This window comes from Aquimarina celericrescens (genome assembly GCF_042682765.1).
GTDB classification, from domain to species: domain Bacteria; phylum Bacteroidota; class Bacteroidia; order Flavobacteriales; family Flavobacteriaceae; genus Aquimarina; species Aquimarina celericrescens.
In genome coordinates this window covers 147,573-166,172 of sequence record NZ_JBHUHY010000034.1, presented here as the reverse complement: position 1 = coordinate 166,172, position 18,600 = coordinate 147,573, and the positions used below count along the sequence as shown (strand labels likewise).

General features: G+C 35.4%; 17 protein-coding genes and 1 riboswitch. Of the genes, 3 read left to right on the top strand and 14 right to left on the bottom strand.

The window, feature by feature from the left end:
- Positions 1 to 18: 18 nt before the first annotated feature.
- The 9 genes from ACFSJT_RS20320 to ACFSJT_RS20280 form a co-directional block, all read right to left on the bottom strand.
- Entirely contained in the window at positions 19 to 336 is a 318-nt protein-coding gene (locus ACFSJT_RS20320) for a 2Fe-2S iron-sulfur cluster-binding protein (protein ID WP_378322195.1), read from the bottom strand.
- Positions 337 to 501: 165 nt separating this feature from the next.
- Entirely contained in the window at positions 502 to 1,557 is a 1,056-nt protein-coding gene (locus tag ACFSJT_RS20315; protein ID WP_378322194.1) for an NAD(P)/FAD-dependent oxidoreductase, read from the bottom strand.
- A complete protein-coding gene (locus ACFSJT_RS20310) occupies positions 1,544 to 2,146 on the bottom strand; it encodes a precorrin-2 dehydrogenase/sirohydrochlorin ferrochelatase family protein (protein WP_378322193.1) in 603 nt (200 codons plus the stop codon). Before ACFSJT_RS20310 ends, ACFSJT_RS20315 begins: the two co-directional genes overlap by 14 nt.
- A gap of 21 nt (positions 2,147 to 2,167) precedes the next feature.
- Positions 2,168 to 2,938 carry a uroporphyrinogen-III C-methyltransferase gene (gene cobA, locus ACFSJT_RS20305; RefSeq protein WP_378322192.1) on the bottom strand — a complete coding sequence of 257 codons (771 nt, stop codon included), beginning with the start codon at positions 2,936 to 2,938 and terminating at the stop codon, positions 2,168 to 2,170.
- Between the two features lie 167 nt (positions 2,939 to 3,105).
- Complete coding sequence (locus ACFSJT_RS20300) at positions 3,106 to 5,196, bottom strand: HEPN domain-containing protein (protein ID WP_378322191.1); 2,091 nt, start codon at positions 5,194 to 5,196, stop codon at positions 3,106 to 3,108.
- 108 nt (positions 5,197 to 5,304) lie between these two features.
- Positions 5,305 to 6,552 (bottom strand): sulfate adenylyltransferase subunit 1, encoded by a 1,248-nt coding sequence (locus tag ACFSJT_RS20295; RefSeq protein WP_378322233.1) that lies wholly within the window; start codon positions 6,550 to 6,552, stop codon positions 5,305 to 5,307.
- A gap of 120 nt (positions 6,553 to 6,672) precedes the next feature.
- The gene (gene cysD / locus ACFSJT_RS20290) at positions 6,673 to 7,632 is read right to left on the bottom strand and encodes a sulfate adenylyltransferase subunit CysD (protein WP_378322190.1); all 960 of its coding nucleotides are present in this window, start codon (positions 7,630 to 7,632) and stop codon (positions 6,673 to 6,675) included.
- Positions 7,633 to 7,651: 19 nt separating this feature from the next.
- On the bottom strand, positions 7,652 to 8,278 hold the full coding sequence (locus ACFSJT_RS20285) for a phosphoadenosine phosphosulfate reductase domain-containing protein (protein WP_378322189.1): 627 nt from the start codon (positions 8,276 to 8,278) through the stop codon (positions 7,652 to 7,654).
- 85 nt (positions 8,279 to 8,363) lie between these two features.
- Positions 8,364 to 8,630 (bottom strand): DUF2061 domain-containing protein, encoded by a 267-nt coding sequence (locus ACFSJT_RS20280; protein WP_378322188.1) that lies wholly within the window; start codon positions 8,628 to 8,630, stop codon positions 8,364 to 8,366.
- Positions 8,631 to 8,915: 285 nt separating this feature from the next.
- Here ACFSJT_RS20280 and ACFSJT_RS20275 point away from each other — a divergent pair, with 285 nt between their 5' ends.
- Positions 8,916 to 9,473, top strand: a complete 558-nt coding sequence (locus tag ACFSJT_RS20275) for a hypothetical protein (protein WP_378322187.1) — start codon at positions 8,916 to 8,918, stop codon at positions 9,471 to 9,473.
- A gap of 59 nt (positions 9,474 to 9,532) precedes the next feature.
- Here the strand turns inward: ACFSJT_RS20275 and ACFSJT_RS20270 are convergent, their stop codons facing one another.
- The 5 genes from ACFSJT_RS20270 to ACFSJT_RS20250 all read right to left on the bottom strand — a co-directional run bounded on the left by ACFSJT_RS20270 (position 9,533) and on the right by ACFSJT_RS20250 (position 15,992).
- Complete coding sequence (locus ACFSJT_RS20270; protein WP_378322186.1) at positions 9,533 to 10,714, bottom strand: trans-sulfuration enzyme family protein; 1,182 nt, start codon at positions 10,712 to 10,714, stop codon at positions 9,533 to 9,535.
- Positions 10,711 to 11,136: an OsmC family protein gene (locus ACFSJT_RS20265; RefSeq protein ID WP_378322185.1), complete on the bottom strand. Its 426-nt coding sequence runs from the start codon at positions 11,134 to 11,136 to the stop codon at positions 10,711 to 10,713. The genes ACFSJT_RS20270 and ACFSJT_RS20265 overlap by 4 nt, the downstream gene beginning before the upstream one ends.
- A gap of 144 nt (positions 11,137 to 11,280) precedes the next feature.
- The gene (gene thrA, locus ACFSJT_RS20260) at positions 11,281 to 13,701 is read right to left on the bottom strand and encodes a bifunctional aspartate kinase/homoserine dehydrogenase I (RefSeq protein ID WP_378322184.1); all 2,421 of its coding nucleotides are present in this window, start codon (positions 13,699 to 13,701) and stop codon (positions 11,281 to 11,283) included.
- A 22-nt stretch (positions 13,702 to 13,723) separates the two neighbouring features.
- Positions 13,724 to 14,686 (bottom strand): alpha/beta fold hydrolase, encoded by a 963-nt coding sequence (locus ACFSJT_RS20255; protein ID WP_378322183.1) that lies wholly within the window; start codon positions 14,684 to 14,686, stop codon positions 13,724 to 13,726.
- A gap of 16 nt (positions 14,687 to 14,702) precedes the next feature.
- Positions 14,703 to 15,992 carry an O-acetylhomoserine aminocarboxypropyltransferase/cysteine synthase family protein gene (locus ACFSJT_RS20250; RefSeq protein WP_378322182.1) on the bottom strand — a complete coding sequence of 430 codons (1,290 nt, stop codon included), beginning with the start codon at positions 15,990 to 15,992 and terminating at the stop codon, positions 14,703 to 14,705.
- A gap of 197 nt (positions 15,993 to 16,189) precedes the next feature.
- Positions 16,190 to 16,296, bottom strand: a riboswitch (SAM riboswitch).
- A 341-nt stretch (positions 16,297 to 16,637) separates the two neighbouring features.
- On the opposite strand from ACFSJT_RS20250, the gene metK reads away from it, so the two are divergent.
- Together metK and ACFSJT_RS20240 are read left to right on the top strand one after the other, a co-directional pair.
- Positions 16,638 to 17,894, top strand: coding sequence for a methionine adenosyltransferase (gene metK / locus ACFSJT_RS20245; RefSeq protein WP_378322180.1), 1,257 nt, complete (start codon positions 16,638 to 16,640; stop codon positions 17,892 to 17,894).
- A gap of 285 nt (positions 17,895 to 18,179) precedes the next feature.
- The gene (locus tag ACFSJT_RS20240) at positions 18,180 to 18,545 is read left to right on the top strand and encodes a hypothetical protein (RefSeq protein ID WP_378322179.1); all 366 of its coding nucleotides are present in this window, start codon (positions 18,180 to 18,182) and stop codon (positions 18,543 to 18,545) included.
- Positions 18,546 to 18,600: the final 55 nt, after the last annotated feature.

Here is an 18,600-nt window from a genome sequence, read left to right as displayed (position 1 = left end):
TACTTTATATCGATTCTTCTAAGATTCGGGCGCTAATTGAACCTCTAGACCATCTAACTCTGGAGTGATTGGGATCTGGCAGCCTAATCTGCTATTATCCTCTACATAAAAAGCCTCGGAAAGCATCATATCTTCGTCATAGCTCATCTCAGGAAGTTCATGATCCGATAAAATATAGCACTGACAAGAAGCGCACATCGCCATACCCCCACAAGTTCCTTCTACAGGTAACTCGTAAGCTTTACAAACTTCCATCAGATTCATTGCCATATCTGTAGGTGCTTGTACCTCGTGTACTTCTCCTTCTCTATCTTTAATTTTTATAGTAATGTCCATATCTCACCCCAAACTTCGCTTTCCAAGGAGAGAAGAGCGTTTCATGGGTAATTTTATAGTTAATATTCTTCAAATTTTATAACAAAAGAATGATTCGCTAAGCGAATCATTCTTCTCTTTTTTTGATTTCCCTCTCAGCATCCCCCTTTTGGGGGGAAGGGGGATTTATATAATCGCTTTTACTACTTCTTTTTTTGCTTCTTTTTTAGTTCCATCGAATCCTTCTACACCTCCAACCGTGGTGTACTTCATTACATACTTTTTATCTGGGAAAATTCTTTGATATGCGCTTTGACACATAACTGCCGCTTCATGGAAACCAGAAAGTATCAATTTGAGCTTTCCTTTATACGTGTTTACATCTCCAATGGCATAAATCCCAGGTATATTAGTTTGATAATCGTATGAATTATCTACCTTAATTGCATTCTTTTCAATCTCTAATCCCCAATTGGCAATAGGCCCTAATTTTGGAGATAGACCGAATAAAGGTATGAAATAATCTGTATCTAAATGAATATCGCCCTTGCTTTTATGTTTAATTCCAACAGCACTTACGTGATCATCGCCCTTTAGTTCTTTTACTTCTGCTTCTGTAATGAGATTTACTTTACCAAGTTTTGATAATTCTGCCACTCTTTCTACAGAATCTAAAGCACCACGAAATTCATTTCTTCTGTGTACCAAAGTAACCTCACTGGCAACATCTGCCAAGAAAATTGTCCAGTCCAAAGCAGAATCTCCTCCTCCGGCAATTACTACTCTTTTATCTCTATATACTTCTGGATCACGTATGATATAGGCCACTCCTTTATCTTCAAAATCTGTAATATTGGGAATTGGTGGTTTTCTTGGCTCAAAAGAACCTAGGCCACCTGCTATTGCAACTACTGGTGCATTATGTTGGGTTCCTTTATTAGTAGTTACCAAAAAGGTGTCATCTTCTAATTTTTCTATCGTTTCTGCTCTTTCTCCTAAAGTAAAACCAGGATTGAACGGTTTTATTTGCTCCATTAGGTTATCTACTAACTGCCCAGCAAGAATCTCTGGGAATCCTGGAATATCATAGATTGGTTTTTTAGGATATATCTCTGAACATTGCCCTCCTGGTTGTGGTAAGGCATCGATAAGGTGTGTTTTCAACTTCAATAATCCTGCTTCAAAAACAGTAAACAACCCTGTTGGTCCCGCTCCGATGATTAAAATATCAGTCTTGATCATTTGCAACTTCTTTTTTTCCTATTAATCCTTTGGTAAATTCATTTAGTGTTTCCACTTTTTCTTCGAAATCACCTTTAATTGTTTTTCTATATTCGTTTAAATTTTTTACGAGGTCATCAATATTTTCAGGAATTACTTCCTCAAAAAACTGACGTAATCGTTTGGCTGTTGTCGGTGACTTTCCATTAGTTGAAATAGCGACTTTCACATTACCCTTGGTCACAATACCTCCCATATAAAAATCACAATATGGTGGATTGTCTGCGACATTAACCAATATACTTCTTTTCCTACAATCTTTATACACTTGTATATTAACCTCTGGAACGTCTGTGGTAGCAATCACAACATGTTTTCTCTTCAAAAAACGTCTATGATACTTCCTTGTTATCATTTGTACTCCAAACTTATTTGCTAAGGATCTGGTGGCTTCTCTAAACATTGGTGATACCATCGTGACTTTAGCATCTGGACTAGATTTTAATAAGAACGTCAGTTTTTCTTCGGCTACATTTCCTCCTCCTACAATTAGTATTTCAAGGTTCTTAACCTTCAAAAAAACTGGATATAAATTATTTCTTTCTTCCATTTTTACAGCTATCCCGAATTATCAAGATACAATTTCTTCTTGAACTTCTCTACAAATTGAAGCTAGTTTAGCTCTTTGTCTTACCACTTCGCCTATTACAATAATCGCCGGAGAAGATAGTTTCTTCTTTGAAACTTCTGCTTCAATAGTTCTTATTGTTCCGAATCCAAACTGTTCATTTTTGGTCGTTCCATTTTGAATTATCGCTACTGGAACATCACCTTTATTTTCGGCTGCAAAGATACTAACTATTTCATTTAACTTACTCATTCCCATCAAAATTACCACAGTTGCATTTGATTTTGCTGCCAGGCATACGTCCTGTGATAATTTATGGGATTTTGTGGTTCCTGTGATCACCCAAAAGCTTTCTGCAGCACCTCTTTTTGTTAAGGGTATACCTTGATATGCAGGTACTGCTAAGGAAGACGATATCCCAGGTACCATATATGTTTCTATTCCAAATTGCTGGACATAGTCAATCTCTTCTGCTCCGCGACCAAAAATGAAGGGATCTCCTCCTTTTAATCTCACTACATGACCATGGCTTCTGGCACGATTTACTATCAATTCGTTGATCTGTTCTTGTTGATAGGCGTAACATCCTTTTCGTTTACCAACAAAAATTTTTTCTGCATTAGGTGAATACTCCAACAACGCTTCGTTAATAAGTGCATCATATAACACCACGCTGGCAGACTCTAGCGCTTTTATTGCTTTTAGAGTAATCAAATCAGGATCTCCTGGTCCTGCTCCTACTACAGTTAATTTTGGTGTTTTGCTATTCATCATTTTATCTTTTGGTACTCTTCACCCAAAGGAATTGAAGTCATTACGAAAAATTTTAATTTTGAAGTAATCTGTTGATTCGTAGCCCAAATCTTACAGATTCCTTCGCTTCCCTCGGAATGATGACTTTTCAGACAGTCTTAATAACATTATTATTTCGAATTATTGATTTAAACATTTTCTACTTCAACAGCCCTAAACTCTTGCACTTTTTGTAAAAATTGACCTGCTTTTTTAATATACTCTAAAGCAAAATTTTTGCTAGGTGCATTCTTTTGAAGCTGATATATCAAATCGGCAAATGTTCCCTCCAGATTTATTTTTCCGCTTGCAACGAATTCTTCATCAAACTGACGAATAATCCCAGCATGGGTATTGGTCTTTTTATTCTCAGCCAGTAATAAAGCCTTGGCTGAATTTATTAAAGAACTATACGCATGATATACTGCATCAGAATACACTTCGTTATCAAAAGAAATCTTTGCATTAGTGATTTTTTCTTCGCTTTCTAAGAATAAGGTTGCGATCAAATCAATCACTACTCCGGCACACTCTCCAACACCAATTGCTTTTACATAGGCTGTGTCATTGCCCCAATCGATAAAATCTTCTTGAGTAAGATTATCCACATTTGATAAATCGGTAAGAAAATTATAGAAATATTTTTCTCCTTTTTCTTCATAGTAATCAACAAATAATTTACCCCTGGCATTGGTTTCATAATCATTTAGAATTCTACGTAACGCTTCCGGGCCTCTTCTGCTGGGTATTTTTACCACTTTATCAGCAAAACGACCTTTCCCGTTACCAAGGTTTCCTCCTCCTAGTAATACCTGAAGTGCAGGCGCCACTAATTTATCTTTGGTGCGCACAGACATCCCTTGAAAACCAATATTGGCCATATTGTGTTGTCCACAGGCATTCATACATCCACTAATTTTGATCACAAGATCTTCTTCATTCAGATATTGAGGATATTCGGTTTTGATTACTCGTTCTAATTCTTCGGCAATACCAGTGCTACTTGCTATACCAAGATTGCACGTATCAGTTCCTGGACAAGCAGTAATATCAACGGCTTTGTTATACCCTGCTTCAGTAAAGCCTAATTTCCCTAATTCCTGATAGAAAAATGGTAATACATCTTCTTTCACAAACGGGATCAAAATGTTTTGACGTAGGGATAATCTAATTTCTCCGGCTGCATATTTTTCAACCAAATCAGCTAGTAACCTAGCTTTATCGGTATAAAAATCCCCAAGCAGTACTTTAATACCTATGGCCACGTATCCTTTTTGTTTTTGAGAAATCACATTGGTCGACTTCCATAAATTGAATGCATTTTGATCTTTTATTTCAACTTCTGGAGCCTCTATCGCAACAGGAATCGAAACTATATAAGCGGCTGCGTCAATTGGAACTGATTTTTGGACAATGGCGGTCTGTTCTGCTTCTATAAGTTCTTTAAAAGCCTCTAAACCAATATCCTTGATTAAGAATTTCATTCTTGCTTTGGCCCTACTTTTTCGTTCTCCATGACGATCAAAAACCCTCAATACTCCTTCCATTAAAGGAATAATCCTGTCAGTCGGTAAAAAACTATATAACTCATCGGCATGTCTGGGCTGCGAACCTAATCCACCGCCTAACATTACTTTAAATCCGCGAACCCCATTTTCTATTTTTGCGATAAATCCAAGATCATGCATATACGATAATCCTGTATCATCATCAGAACCAGAAAATGACACCTTAAACTTCCGCCCCATTTCCTGGCAAATAGGATTTCTTAAAAAGAAACGGAACAATGCATCTGCATACGGAGAAACATCAAAAGGTTCTTTTGGGTCAATTCCTGCTGTTTCTGAAGCGGTGACGTTGCGCACCGTGTTACCACAAGCCTCCCTGAGTGTTACATCATCTTTCTCTAATTCTGCCCAAAGCTCTGGCGTCCTATTTAAATCAACATAATGAATTTGAATATCCTGACGTGTGGTTATGTGAAGACGCCCCCTAGAATATTCATCAGACACGTCACAAATACGTCTTAGCTGATTGCTTAATACCTTACCGTAAGGAAGTTTAATACGAATCATTTGCACACCTTCCTGACGTTGGCCATATACCCCACGTGCCAAACGAAGACTACGAAACTTCTCCTCGTCAATCTTCCCTTTATGAAATTGCTCAATTTTATTGGCCAATTCTATAATGTCTTTTTCAACAACCGGGTTTTCTATTTCAGTTCTAAAACTTTGCATCTTTTTTCGTATTTCAGCCCTTAAAAAAGGACGTAGTTATGACTTTTGTATACTGGCTTTTCGATTTAAAAATTCTTGTTTTTTTCTTCCTTTTTGAACAGGTTTTATCTACTCTATAAAACCTACTCCAGAAGTATTATTGGTTTGTGAATCGATCAATATGAAAGATCCCGAAGCTTTATTCTTACTATATGCATCGAAAGCTAAAGGTTTACTTAATTGAATTTGTACTTTTCCTACTTCGTTTAATTGTAATGAATTTTTGGAAGTATCTTCTCCAGAAAAATCAGTAGCTATTGTGCCGTTTATACTTTTAACTTTAGCCAGAATTCTAGCACTCCCACTTTGTACAAAATAGTTTGTCCCCGGATTTAAATCCTTACTATCCATCCAACAAACCGTTGCCGTAAGTTGCTTTTCTACTTTTGGTTTTTCTGAAGATTTTACAATCATATCCCCTCTACTCACATTGACATCATCTTCTAGAGTAATGGTGCATGAACTCCCCCTGCAGGCCTTATCAAATTTCTGATCAAAAAAATAGATCTCTTTTACTTTTGAAGTCGTTAATGAAGGTAAAATAGTAACTTCATCTCCAACGGAAAGATCTCCACCATAAAGCTTACCTGCGTATCCTCTGAAATCATGAAACTCGTCTTTTTTAGGTCGAATTACAGTTTGTATTGGGAAACGTACATGTGATTTTTCATACACATCTTGCGCATCCAACTCTTCTAAATGTTCTAATAAAGTTTGACCAGAGTACCAGGGTGTATTTTCTGATCTGCCAACTACGTTATCTCCTTGTAATGCACTTACCGGAATGAAGGTTATATTTTGTTCTTTGTAATCGCTTTTTTCAATTAGTTTTTCAAAATCTACTTTGATAGTCTCGAATTTCTCTTGAGAAAAATCTACGAGATCCATTTTATTAATTGCAACAATTACATCTTTAACTCTTAAAAGATTATTGATAAAAAAGTGGCGATAGGTTTGTTCGATCACTCCTTTACGAGCATCTACCAAAATGATAGAAGCCTGGGATGTTGATGCTCCTGTAACCATATTTCTTGTATACTCGATGTGACCCGGTGTATCTGCTATGATATAACTTTTGGATTTTGTTGAAAAATAAATATGTGCTACATCTATAGTGATTCCTTGTTCACGTTCTGCTACCAAACCATCGGTTGCCAATGAAAAATCAAGATAATCAAAGCCATTTGCTTTGCTTCTGGCCTCGATAGCTTCTAATTTATCTACGGTTAATGACTTTGTATCATATAGGATTCGACCAATTAAGGTGCTTTTTCCATCATCTACACTTCCTGCTGTTGCTATTTTTAGTACGTCCATAACCTCACCCCAGCCCCTCTCCCAAAAGGAGAGGGTAGCCATTTTACGGGTTTCTTTTAAAAATTAATACTTTTTATATATTCTTTCAAACTTTTAACCTTGTACTTCAAACTTCTTACTTTAAAAGTATCCTTGTTGTTTACGTTTTTCCATGGCTGCCTCGGATCGTTTATCATCGATACGCGCTCCTCTTTCTGAAATTGTTGATTCTCTGATTTCTTCAACTACTTTATCAATAGTGACAGCATCAGAAAGTACCGCGGCTGTACATGACATATCTCCTACAGTTCGGAAACGCACCATTCTTTCTTGTACCACCTCATCATCTTCTCGGTATACCACACCATCTTCTGCTGACCAGATCATCCCATCTCTAACAAATGTTTTACGCTTGTGAGCAAAATAGATCGATGGGATTTCAATTCCTTCTTTTTCGATATAACTCCAAACATCTAGTTCTGTCCAGTTACTAATTGGGAACACTCTTACATTTTGTCCTAGATCGATCTTACCGTTAAGGTGATTAAACAACTCTGGACGTTGGTTCTTTTCATCCCACTGTCCAAAATCATCTCTAACCGAAAAAATACGTTCTTTTGCTCTTGCTTTCTCTTCATCTCTTCGAGCACCGCCAATCGCGGCGTCAAACTTAAATTCTTCCAGAGCATCCAAAAGTGTAGTAGTTTGCAAACTATTACGGCTTGCATACTTTCCTTTCTCTTCCACCACTTTTCCTTGATCAATAGAATCTTGGACATTACGTACGATCAATTCTACTCCTAATTCTTCAACTAATCTATCTCTAAATTCTATGGTTTCAGGAAAATTATGTCCTGTATCAATATGCAATAATGGGAAAGGAATTTTACCCGGATAAAATGCTTTTTGTGCTAATCTTACCAAAGTAATAGAATCTTTTCCTCCTGAAAAAAGAAGTACCGGTTTTTCGAACTGAGCTGCTACCTCTCTAAAAATATAAATAGCTTCACTTTCTAGTGGATTTACAGTAAGAACCGATGTTCGCCCAAGATTACCTGCAGATCCATTTAATTGTTCAACTTTCTTTTCTAATATTTCCATAGTAACAATTTGTCGTTTATTAGTTAGTGTGCAATCCACATTCTCTATTTTCTAACACTTTGGTTGGGTCAAAATATTTGAACTCGTTAGGCAACTTATTTTCCTTTAAGTATATATCCAGTTCTGCATCTGAGTAATAATAAAACGGACTTACTTTTAAAACACCGTCTTTACCCATACTCAAAATGTCTAAAGAATCTCTTAAGGCTGTCTGTCCTTTTCTAAGATTCGTAAACCAAACATCTGGAGTAAAATCGGTCATCGCCCTTTGGAATGGTTCTAATTTTACCTGATCTGTAAATACCTTATGCATGGGATCATTTATGTCAGGAATACCCATAATCACATCTCTATGAGCTGTGGTTTGCTTGGGTACATATAATTTGACATTTAAACCTAATTGTTCAATAAGCTCTTCTGCATGTTTGTAAGTATTTGGTGTATTATATCCAGAGTCACACCATATTACCGGTATATCGGCTAGCGCCTTTGAACATGCATGTAGTATTGCTGCTTCATAAGGCCTGAAATTTGTGGTAACTATAGGTTTTTTAGCATTTAAAATCGCCCATTGTGCAATTTCTAATGGTGTTTTATCCTTTAGTGATTTGTTTAAACTTTCTATTTCTTTTTCTGTAAAACTCATACTTTATTAGTAATTATTTCTACTCTTGAAAAAATGTGATAGTATCCTGAATCCGCAATTTGACAAGCTTAGTAAAATATAAATGTCATTTTCCCCATTTAACACGATTCCAAATTCTTTCATGAAAGAAATATAGAATCATCTTAGTCACAAAATCGACTGATGCAATTGATGTAGCTAACACTATTTCGCCTGTTAAGAAATAGGAAACGATTAGCGTATCTAAGGTTCCTATCACTCTCCAGCTCACTGCCTTTGCAATACTGCGCAAAGGTTTTTCAGAGGATTTATCGTTATGATACGTCGTCTTTTGTGTAGCTACTTTATCTAATATCATTTGATCTATAATCATTTTTTATAAATTCTATTACCCTATCGGATTAGTAGATTATTGAACAAATATATATTATTTAAATTTATTTATCAGTCCAAAGTACCAGAAATTCTTACGGCAATATCAAGAATTATGATATTATCAGTAAAAAGCCTACTGATTTAGTAGATTATTAGAACTCATAAAAAAAGACAGTAAATTTCGTATAGCTTTTTCTGTTGGTATTTTTATCATCACTGTTCGAGAAGCAATAAGCAATAGCGTTTTACGTTAGTTATCTATCAATGTCAAATCAAAAACATTATGAAAAAATTAGCCCTATTATTATTTTTAATTACAACAACTTTATTTGTTTCCTGTAGTAGCGATGATGATGCTCCCTTCGTAGCAGACGAGACCTTAATCCCCGGCGAGTGGAATTTAACCGATATACGATCAGAGAATGGAAGAGTTTCTGCTACTATTGGCGGACTTCCTGTAAATGGCGATTATAGTGTAACTGGTAGAGACTACACAGCAACTGCTACATTTACTGAATCTACCTCAGAAAATGAACCCAATAGGGTAACTGGTTCTGGTGGTTTTATTCTAGTTGCGAGTATTACAGTTCCTTTACAAGATCCTATTGAAGTTGAGCAAAATGTTCCTGAACTTTTTGGTACGGGTGAATGGACAGTAAACGGGAATACACTTTCGGTTACTGTTCAGCAAGAAACTACCTCGTATGAAATTACTTCTCTAACCGAACAATCTATGACCTTAAAAATTGCTATAGATGAAGAGGTTACTGTAGAAATTGGAGCCGAGACAGTTACTGCATCTGTAACTGGTGATCAGTTCATAGAACTTGCCAAGCAATAAATTACATATTTAATTTTGAAACTAATGGCAGTGAGAAAGTTTCGCTGCCATTTTCTGTTTTATCCGATATTTTCTAAAGCCTGATGAATATCTTTAATAATATCATCTACATGCTCCAAGCCTACAGAGCATCGCACCATCCCGTCTGTAATACCCACAACCAGCTTATCCTCTTTTGCCAATTTACTATGTGTTGTAGAAGCAGGATGGGTAACAATAGTTCTGGTATCCCCAAGATTAGCAGATAATGAACACATTTTTATACTATCAAAAAAAGTCTTCCCGCCCGTAATACCTCCTTTTATTTCAAAAGCAACAATATTCCCTCCTAATTTCATTTGTTTTTGGGCTATATCGTATTGAGGATGCGATTTCAGAAAAGGATACTTTACCCAATTCACTTTGGGATGTGCTTCAAGAAATTCCGCCAATTTTAGTGCATTTTCACAGTGACGATCAACTCTTACCGCCAAAGTTTCAAGACTTTTAGATAACGTCCATGCATTAAAAGGCGATAAAGCCGGACCGGTATTTCGAGAAAATAAATAAATCTCTCTTATCAATTCTTTTTTACCTACGGTAACACCACCTAGTACTCTTCCTTGACCATCAATTAATTTTGTAGCCGAATGGATTACCAAATCTGCACCAAATTTTATGGGATTCTGAAGATACGGAGTCGCAAAACAGTTATCAATAATCAAAAGTAAATTATGCTTTTTGGCAATCTTGCCTAATAGTTCTAAATCTAAAATATCGACACCAGGGTTCGTTGGTGATTCGGCATAAATAATTTTGGTATTGGGCTGAATTAAGCTTTCTATTTTCTCTACCTCATCTATTCTAAAATAACTTGTTTCTATATTCCATTTTGGAAAATATTTGGTAAATAAGGTATGCGTAGATCCAAATACAGATCGTGCAGAAACTATATGATCGCCAGAATCCAGAAGTGCAGCAAACGTAGAAAAAACTGCTGCCATACCCGTTGCAAAAGCATAACCATCCTCTGCACCTTCAAGTTTACAAATCTTATCTACAAATTCTGTCGTATTAGGATTACTAAATCTGCTGTAAAGATTTCTTTCTTTTTCTTCGGCAAAGGCCGCTCGCATTTCTTCAGAATCTTCAAAAACAAAGCCAGAGGTAAGATACATCGGTGTAGAATGCTCCAAAAATTGCGTTTTCTCTGTTTGCGTTCTTACCGCTTGTGTTTCGAAATGTTTACTTTCTAAACTCATATTTCTATATTATTGACCACAACCTTATATTTTATTTCTGCGGTAGGTTCTAACGTTTTAGATACCGAACAATACTTTTTAAAAGATAATTGTGCGGCTCTTTTGGCTTTTTCAGGAGCAATATCTCCTTCCAGATACACCGTAACATCAATTTCTTTAAAAGGTTTTGCCCCATCAATTTCAACTCGAGTACCATCCACCTCAGCTCTATAGTCTTTTATTTTTTGTTTCTGTTTTTTAAGAATTGAAATTACATCGATCGCACTACAACCCGCTACTCCCATCAACACATATTCCATAGGACTTGGCGCAAGATCATGCCCTCCTACCATAGCTTTACTATCAATATAAGTGATATGGCCTCTTTCATTTTTTAATTCGAAATGATAATCGTTATTTATTCTTTTGAGTTGTATTTTCATTATTGTTTATTTGGGCGTTCCCTATTTTACTAAAGTTTCATAGGATCAGGCTTTCCACTATATCTTTTCTATCAGTTCGTGTGCTTCGACTACGCTCGGTACTCAAATTGACAGAGAAGGATGCCGCTTCAATCCTTAACGCAATTAATGATTTCCTTTTTCTGCTAACCTCAATATATCTCCAAAAACCCCTCTTGCTGTAACTGCTGCACCAGCACCCGCACCTTGTATGACAATAGGTTGATCTCCATAGGACTCAGTATAAATCTCGAAGATGGAGTCGGATCCTTTTACTTGTCCTAACGCACTACTTCGAGGAACTGAAACCAATTTTACATCCAGATTTCCTTTTTCTTGCGATAAATCGCCCCAAAGATCACCAATATATCTTAATACATGATCCGGTTCCTGGGTTTCTTTAACTTTTTGATATACTAGATCCAATTCACGTATTCTTTCTAAAAATGAAACAACTTCTCCTTCTCTTAGGTTTTCAGGGATAAGATTGTCTATATTAATATCTTCAAATTCATTACTTAAGTCTAGCTCCCTGGCCAGAATTAATAATTTTCTCCCTACATCATTACCGCAAAGATCCTCTCGGGGATCAGGTTCGGTAAATCCTTTGTTGATGGCCTCATGTAGTACTTCACTAAATAGTCTTCCTTCAGAAGAAAATGTATTAAATAAATAGCTTAATGACCCTGAGAAAACTCCTTTAATTCTTGTAATATTTTCTCCTGATAAGTGCAGTAGTTTGATCGTATCGATCAAAGGTAGTCCGGCTCCAACATTCGTTTCATATAAATAATGCTTTTGATTATTTTCGAGCGTTGTGCGCAACTCTTTATAGAAATCAAAACTTAGGGTATTGGCTATTTTATTGGACGATACCAAATCAAAACCATTTTCTACCAAACCCAGATAGTTCCTTGTAAATTCTTTGCTGGCGGTATTATCAATAGCAATAAGATTTTCAAGATGGCACTTGTTGGCGAATTTGATAACGTCATTAACCATATAAACATTACCTTCTTTTTCGAGTTCTGCTTTCCAATTTAAATCAATTCCGTTTTTATGTAACAAAACTTTTCTGGAGTTTGCCACAGCAAAAATGTTCAGTTTTATCTTCTTTCTTTTTTCTATTTCTTCTGCTGTTTGTAGTATTTGATCAATCAAAGTGCCTCCTACCAATCCATGTCCAAATATGGCGATGTTTATTTTCTTGGAAATCTCAAAGATTTCACCATGAATAACATTTAAAGCTTTGTGTAATTGTATTTTTCTTACCACCAAACTCACACTTTTTCCAGAAACCGTGTTGTTGAATAATAACGGTATTACCTGATTTTTGATTAAAGCATTATATGGTTTGTGAAAAGTACTCAAGTCTTGCCCTATAATCGAAATTACAGAAACTTCATTTTCTATAGCTATTGTGCTTACGTCTTGTTGATAAAAATCGGCTTCAAATTCTAGTTCTAATATAGATTTTGCCTCATTTGCTTTATCGGCTTGAACTATAAATCCTATTCCTCTTTCTGATGAACCTTGTGAAATAATACTTACACTAATATTCTTATGCGCCAGTGCTCTAAAAATTCTGGCATCTACTCCTACTTTTCCTAAAAGTCCTCTTCCTTCAAGATTTATTAATGCTACATCTTCTAATACCGAAAGTGATTTTATACCTTTTTCACTTGTTTCAGAAGTAATTAAAGTTCCGTTATCATTCTGGTTAAATGTATTAAGAATTCTTAATGGAATGTTCTTCTCGATAAGAGGAATGATCGTTTTTGCATGCAAAATATTTGTTCCAAAATAGGCCAACTCGTTGGCCTCTTTAAACGATAGCTTTTCAATTTTTTTAGCCTCTGGTACTAAATCGGGATTAGCCGTATAAATGCCATCGACGTGAGTAAAATTTTGAAGTTCTTCTGCCTCCAAATAATTAGCAAGTAATGAAGCTGTATAATTACTGCCATTTCTACCTAAAGTAGTTGTTTCGTCTTTGGTATTTGAAGCAATAAAACCAGTTATCACATTAACTGTGGCTCCATTATATCTCTCAAAATGTTTAATTACGTTCTCTTTTGACAGTTTATCTAATGGTTGAGCATTACCAAATTCTCCATCAGTTTTGATGAGTGTTCTGCTATCGGTAAAATGAGCTTTGATATTCTTCTCTTGTAGGAGCTGTGTTAACAATTTAGCTGAAATCACTTCTCCATGAGACAATACCTGATCTTTTATCCTTTTGCTATAATCACCCAATAGTGACACTCCTTCAAAAAGTTTATCTAAGGTTTCATACTCTTTATCAAAGTTAATCCCCTTAAAATCTTCTAATTGATATCTTTTAAAAGCTGCGAATTGTTCTTTATAGTCTTCATTCTTGCTTGCTTTTTCAAGAATCTCTTCGAGCTCATTGGTTGTGTTTCCCCGAGCAGAAAGTACTACAGCGATTTTTTCTCCACGTTTGATATTATCATCAATAATATCTACTACTGTACCTATGGCTTTTCCATTAGCTAATGACTTTCCACCGAATTTTAAAATTTTCATTTTTTTGAAATTTTATTTTCTTTTAAAAAACATCTTTTAGTAACTCACTTAATTGCCCGAACTCAATTAAAAAAGCATCATGCCCATGGACAGAATTAATAATTCTGTGAGTAACATTTTGTTTCACTTTTTGTAATTCCTGGTAGGTGATCCTATCTTCTGCTTCGGTAAAGAAGACATCAGAATTAACACTTATGATATGGATACTCGATGATATATCATTTGCTACCTCTAAAAACTTTCCTCTTCCTGCGGTTATGTCAATATTTGCAAGTATGTAATTAAGTTCTTTATATGCCGATAGCTTGAATCGCTTGTTTAATTTTTCCCCATGGTGCAAAAGCCAACTTTCGATATTAAACATATCCTTATCCTCATTATAAGTTCGATTAAATTTTTGCTTAAATGATTCTGGAGACCTATACATTAGCATCGCATGTAACCTGGCGTCATGTATTGGGTTATTAGAATTTAATAAAATTTGTTCCTGAACCAGACAATTTGCTTTCAGCCAATCGGTCGACTTCCAATCGCAGGCCACTGGTATTAAATGCCTAATTAGATTTGGTTTTAATGCTGCTAGTTCCCAAGCAATTCCTCCTCCAACAGATCCTCCTATAGTGGCATACAGCTTTTCTATCTTTAATGTTTCTAAACCTTTTAAAAAAATACGGGCAATATCTCTTGCGTTAAAGATTTGGTAATCATCAATTAAGTTTTCTTCTACTCTATCATATCCGTTTCCGGGAATATTAAAAGAAAGTACCGTATATCGATTAGTATCGATACATTTTCCTTCTCCGATAAGGCCATTCCACCATCCATTTTCTCCACAAACCCTTGAATTACCTGTTAGAGCATGATTAACCAAAACTACAGGTGCCTGAAATAAAGGTCTGCCAAAGGTTTCATACGTTAAAGGAATATTGTCGATGTACTTCCCTTTTACCGTTGTAAAATTTGAAATGTCTATTTTTTGCAGCATAAGAGGTTAATCAGAATTATTTTACTGTTTCTCTTATTTTTGAAAAAGCGACTTCTAGATCTTTCTTAAGATCTTCAATATTTTCGAGACCAACAGATAATCTAATTAAATCCTGAGTTACACCCGTAGATTCTTGCTGTTCCTCTGTAAGCTGTTGATGGGTTGTACTGGCAGGATGAATAATCAAAGATTTTGAATCTCCAATATTGGCTAACAAAGAAAATATATTAGTTTCGTTGGCTACAGTTTTTGCCGAATCAAATCCTCCTTTTACTCCAAAAGTTACAATACCGCTTTGTCCTTTAGGAAGATATTCTTTGGCCAAACTATAATATGAATCGTTTTCAAGTCCGGGATATTTTACCCAGGTCACTTCGTTTTGTTTTTCTAACCATTTTGCAAGCTCTAATGCATTTTCGCTATGCTTCTTAATTCGTATTTCTAGCGTTTCCAGTCCCTGCAAAATCTGAAATGCATTAAAAGGGCTTAAAGCTGCCCCGTGATCTCGTAATCCTTCGATTCGTACTTTTGCAATAAATGCAGCGGGTCCCAATGCATCATGATATACTAATCCATGGTATCCGGGAGAAGGTTCGGTAAACTCAGGAAACTTACCGCTCGACCAATCAAAAGTTCCAGCATCGATAATTACTCCCCCCAGAGAGGTTCCATTACCACTAATATATTTGGTAAGAGAATGTATTACAATATTGGCGCCATGTTCTATAGGATTTAGCAAGGCCGGCGTAGCCACCGTATTATCTACAATTAAGGGTATTTTGTAAGTTTTAGCTTCAGTCGAAATAACTTTAAGATCCAATACATCGAGTTTAGGATTTCCGAGAGATTCGACAAAAAAAACACGCGTATTTTCCTGTACTGCATCTTTAAAATTTTTGGCATCAGACGGATCTACAAAAGTTGTTGTAATCCCGAATCTTGGTAATGTAACATTCAAAAGATTATACGTTCCGCCATACAGACTACTTGAAGCAACAATATGATCCCCCGCCTTTAATAGCGTTAACAATGTAGTGTTGATTGCAGCTGTACCTGAAGCAGTAACTACAGCAGCGATACCACCTTCTAATGCAGCTAAACGTTGCTCTAGTATATCATTTGTAGGGTTATTTAGCCTTGTATAAATAAAGCCTGTTTCTGATAAGTTAAATAAGTTAGCCGCATGATCTGCGTCTTTAAAAACATATGATGTGGTTTGATAAATAGGAACTGCTCTTGTTCCACCGTTCAAAGCCACATCATGTCCAGCATGTAAAGCTTTTGTTGCAAATTTTTGAGTACTCATAATTTTCTTTTTTAAATTCCAGCCTACATTTCGACAGGCTCAATGTATCACGCTGGAATAACAATTGATTTGAAATTCTAAGACGTAGTCTTATAAAATGTTTTTAAAATCAAATACATCAAACACTACTTTATTAGTGCCAGTACATAGAAAATTAAAAAGAAAGGAAACTACAATCACAGAAAAGCAATTGTGTCAAGTCATCTTTTCCCAATCAATCGGGATAGAATTTAGCACCTTCTTTAGTAATAAAGGGTTGCTAAGGTTTCACAGGGTCTATTCCCTCCACCTTTCTTAATAACTATCTAAAAATGTATAAGAAACTTAAGACAAAGCTAGCAATTATTTTTAAACCACAACATGTTTGCACATAAAATTATCTTTTCAAAAAAATATCAGGTAATATACTGCCTCTTATTTAAAGAAAATTAATCATACGTTAAATCCTTTTGAGTATTATCATTTTTTTTACCTTTGCCGAAATATTTTTAGGGATAGATTTGACTGATTGCAACCCTGCTGTACTGTTTATATTTGGTAATGTTACCAAAACAACAAAAATGCTAAAGCAGTTCGATATAAGTTACTTTATCGAAAACCTGATGTTGTATCGTCGTTTCCTACCCTTTCACAAAACAATTAAGAATGGCATATTTATTTACTTCAGAAAGTGTATCTGAAGGACACCCGGATAAAGTGGCTGACCAAATCAGTGATGCTTTATTAGACAATTTTCTAGCTTTTGATCCAAATTCGAAAGTTGCTTGTGAAACATTAGTGACTACCGGTCAAGTAGTATTAGCCGGCGAGGTAAAATCACAAACGTATCTTGATGTTCAATATATAGCAAGAGAAGTCATTAATAAAATCGGTTATACTGAAGGCGCTTATCAGTTTAGTGGTGACTCTTGTGGGGTTATCTCTTTGATTCATGAACAATCACAAGATATCAACCAAGGTGTAGATCGCGAAACAAAAGAAGAACAAGGTGCAGGAGACCAGGGTATGATGTTTGGTTATGCAACCAAGGAAACTGCAAACTATATGCCGTTGGCACTAGATATATCACATAAAATACTTATAGAACTTGCAAAATTAAGACGTGAAGGTATAGAAATTCCTTACTTACGTCCTGATTCTAAAAGCCAGGTTACTATAGAATATAGTGATGATAACATCCCTCAACGAATTGTTGCCATTGTAGTTTCTACACAACATGATGATTTTGATAGTAATGATGAAGAAATGCTAGCAAAAATCAAAAATGATATCATCTCTGTATTAATGCCAAGAGTTGTCGCTCAACTACCAGAGTATGTTCAGGAATTATTCAACGATAAAATAACGTATCATATTAATCCAACCGGAAAATTTGTTATTGGTGGGCCTCATGGTGACACTGGCCTAACAGGGAGAAAAATTATAGTTGATACTTACGGAGGAAAAGGAGCACATGGTGGTGGGGCGTTTTCTGGAAAAGATCCTAGTAAAGTTGATAGATCTGCCGCTTATGCCTCTAGACATATCGCTAAAAATCTTGTGGCTGCCGGTGTAGCAAATGAAGTGTTAGTGCAAGTGTCTTACGCAATTGGTGTAGTAGAACCTACTTCGATTTTTGTAGATACTTATGGCAGTAGTTCCTTAGGTTTAACTGATGGTGAAATTGCTGAAAAAGTAGGCGAGATTTTTGATATGCGTCCTGCCGCTATAGAAGAGAGGCTCAAATTACGCAATCCTATTTATCTTGAAACAGCTGCCTATGGGCATATGGGAAAAGAACCCAGAACAATAACCAAAGTTTTTGAGAGTCCATATTCCGGAAGAATAGAAAAAGAGGTAGAGCTTTTTACATGGGAAAAACTCGATTACGTAGATAAAGTTAAAAAAGCTTTTAATTTATAACATAATTGGGATATAGGTGTTTTAATTATCGTTTCATCTGATTTTATAAACCTTATATCGATTTTCACGTAATACCTTGAAAAAATGCGGTTTTTCCGTATCTCTAAATCAAGTATTATTATTACTTTTACTCTATTAATATTCAGACACATAATGTGTCATTTTTTGGGGAAAGAATACCATTTTTTTGAGAATTTGATGTATGCTGTATTGGGAAATAACAGTGATATTATTCTTAAAAAGAAGAATGAAAAAAAAATTGTACACGTATCAAAATTTAGGGAAATGAAATTAAAAATTTTAATCACCATCTCACTTCTATGTATTTGTAGTATTTCGTTTGGTCAAGATTTTAAAAATGACCTCACTTCGGTAAAAACAATAGACAACAAAATACAGGAGAAAAAATATAGTTCTGATGATATAGCGACTGCAGATAGGTTACTATTAAAAACTTCTCTAGAAAATATCTCTAAAAAAGACAAACGGTTTTTTAGTAAAAAAGAATGGAGAAAGATCAAAAAACAACTTTTGAAAAATAAAAAAAGACTTTCTAAATTAGAAGATGGTATCCACACTTACAAGGCCATAGATACGATTTATCTTGACGCTCCATCAAACTCTACAAAATCCAGCTTATCAGGATGGTAGCATAGCAATGTCTAATCGAACCGTATTAAAAAATAAAAAACCGCTTCGAAGCGGT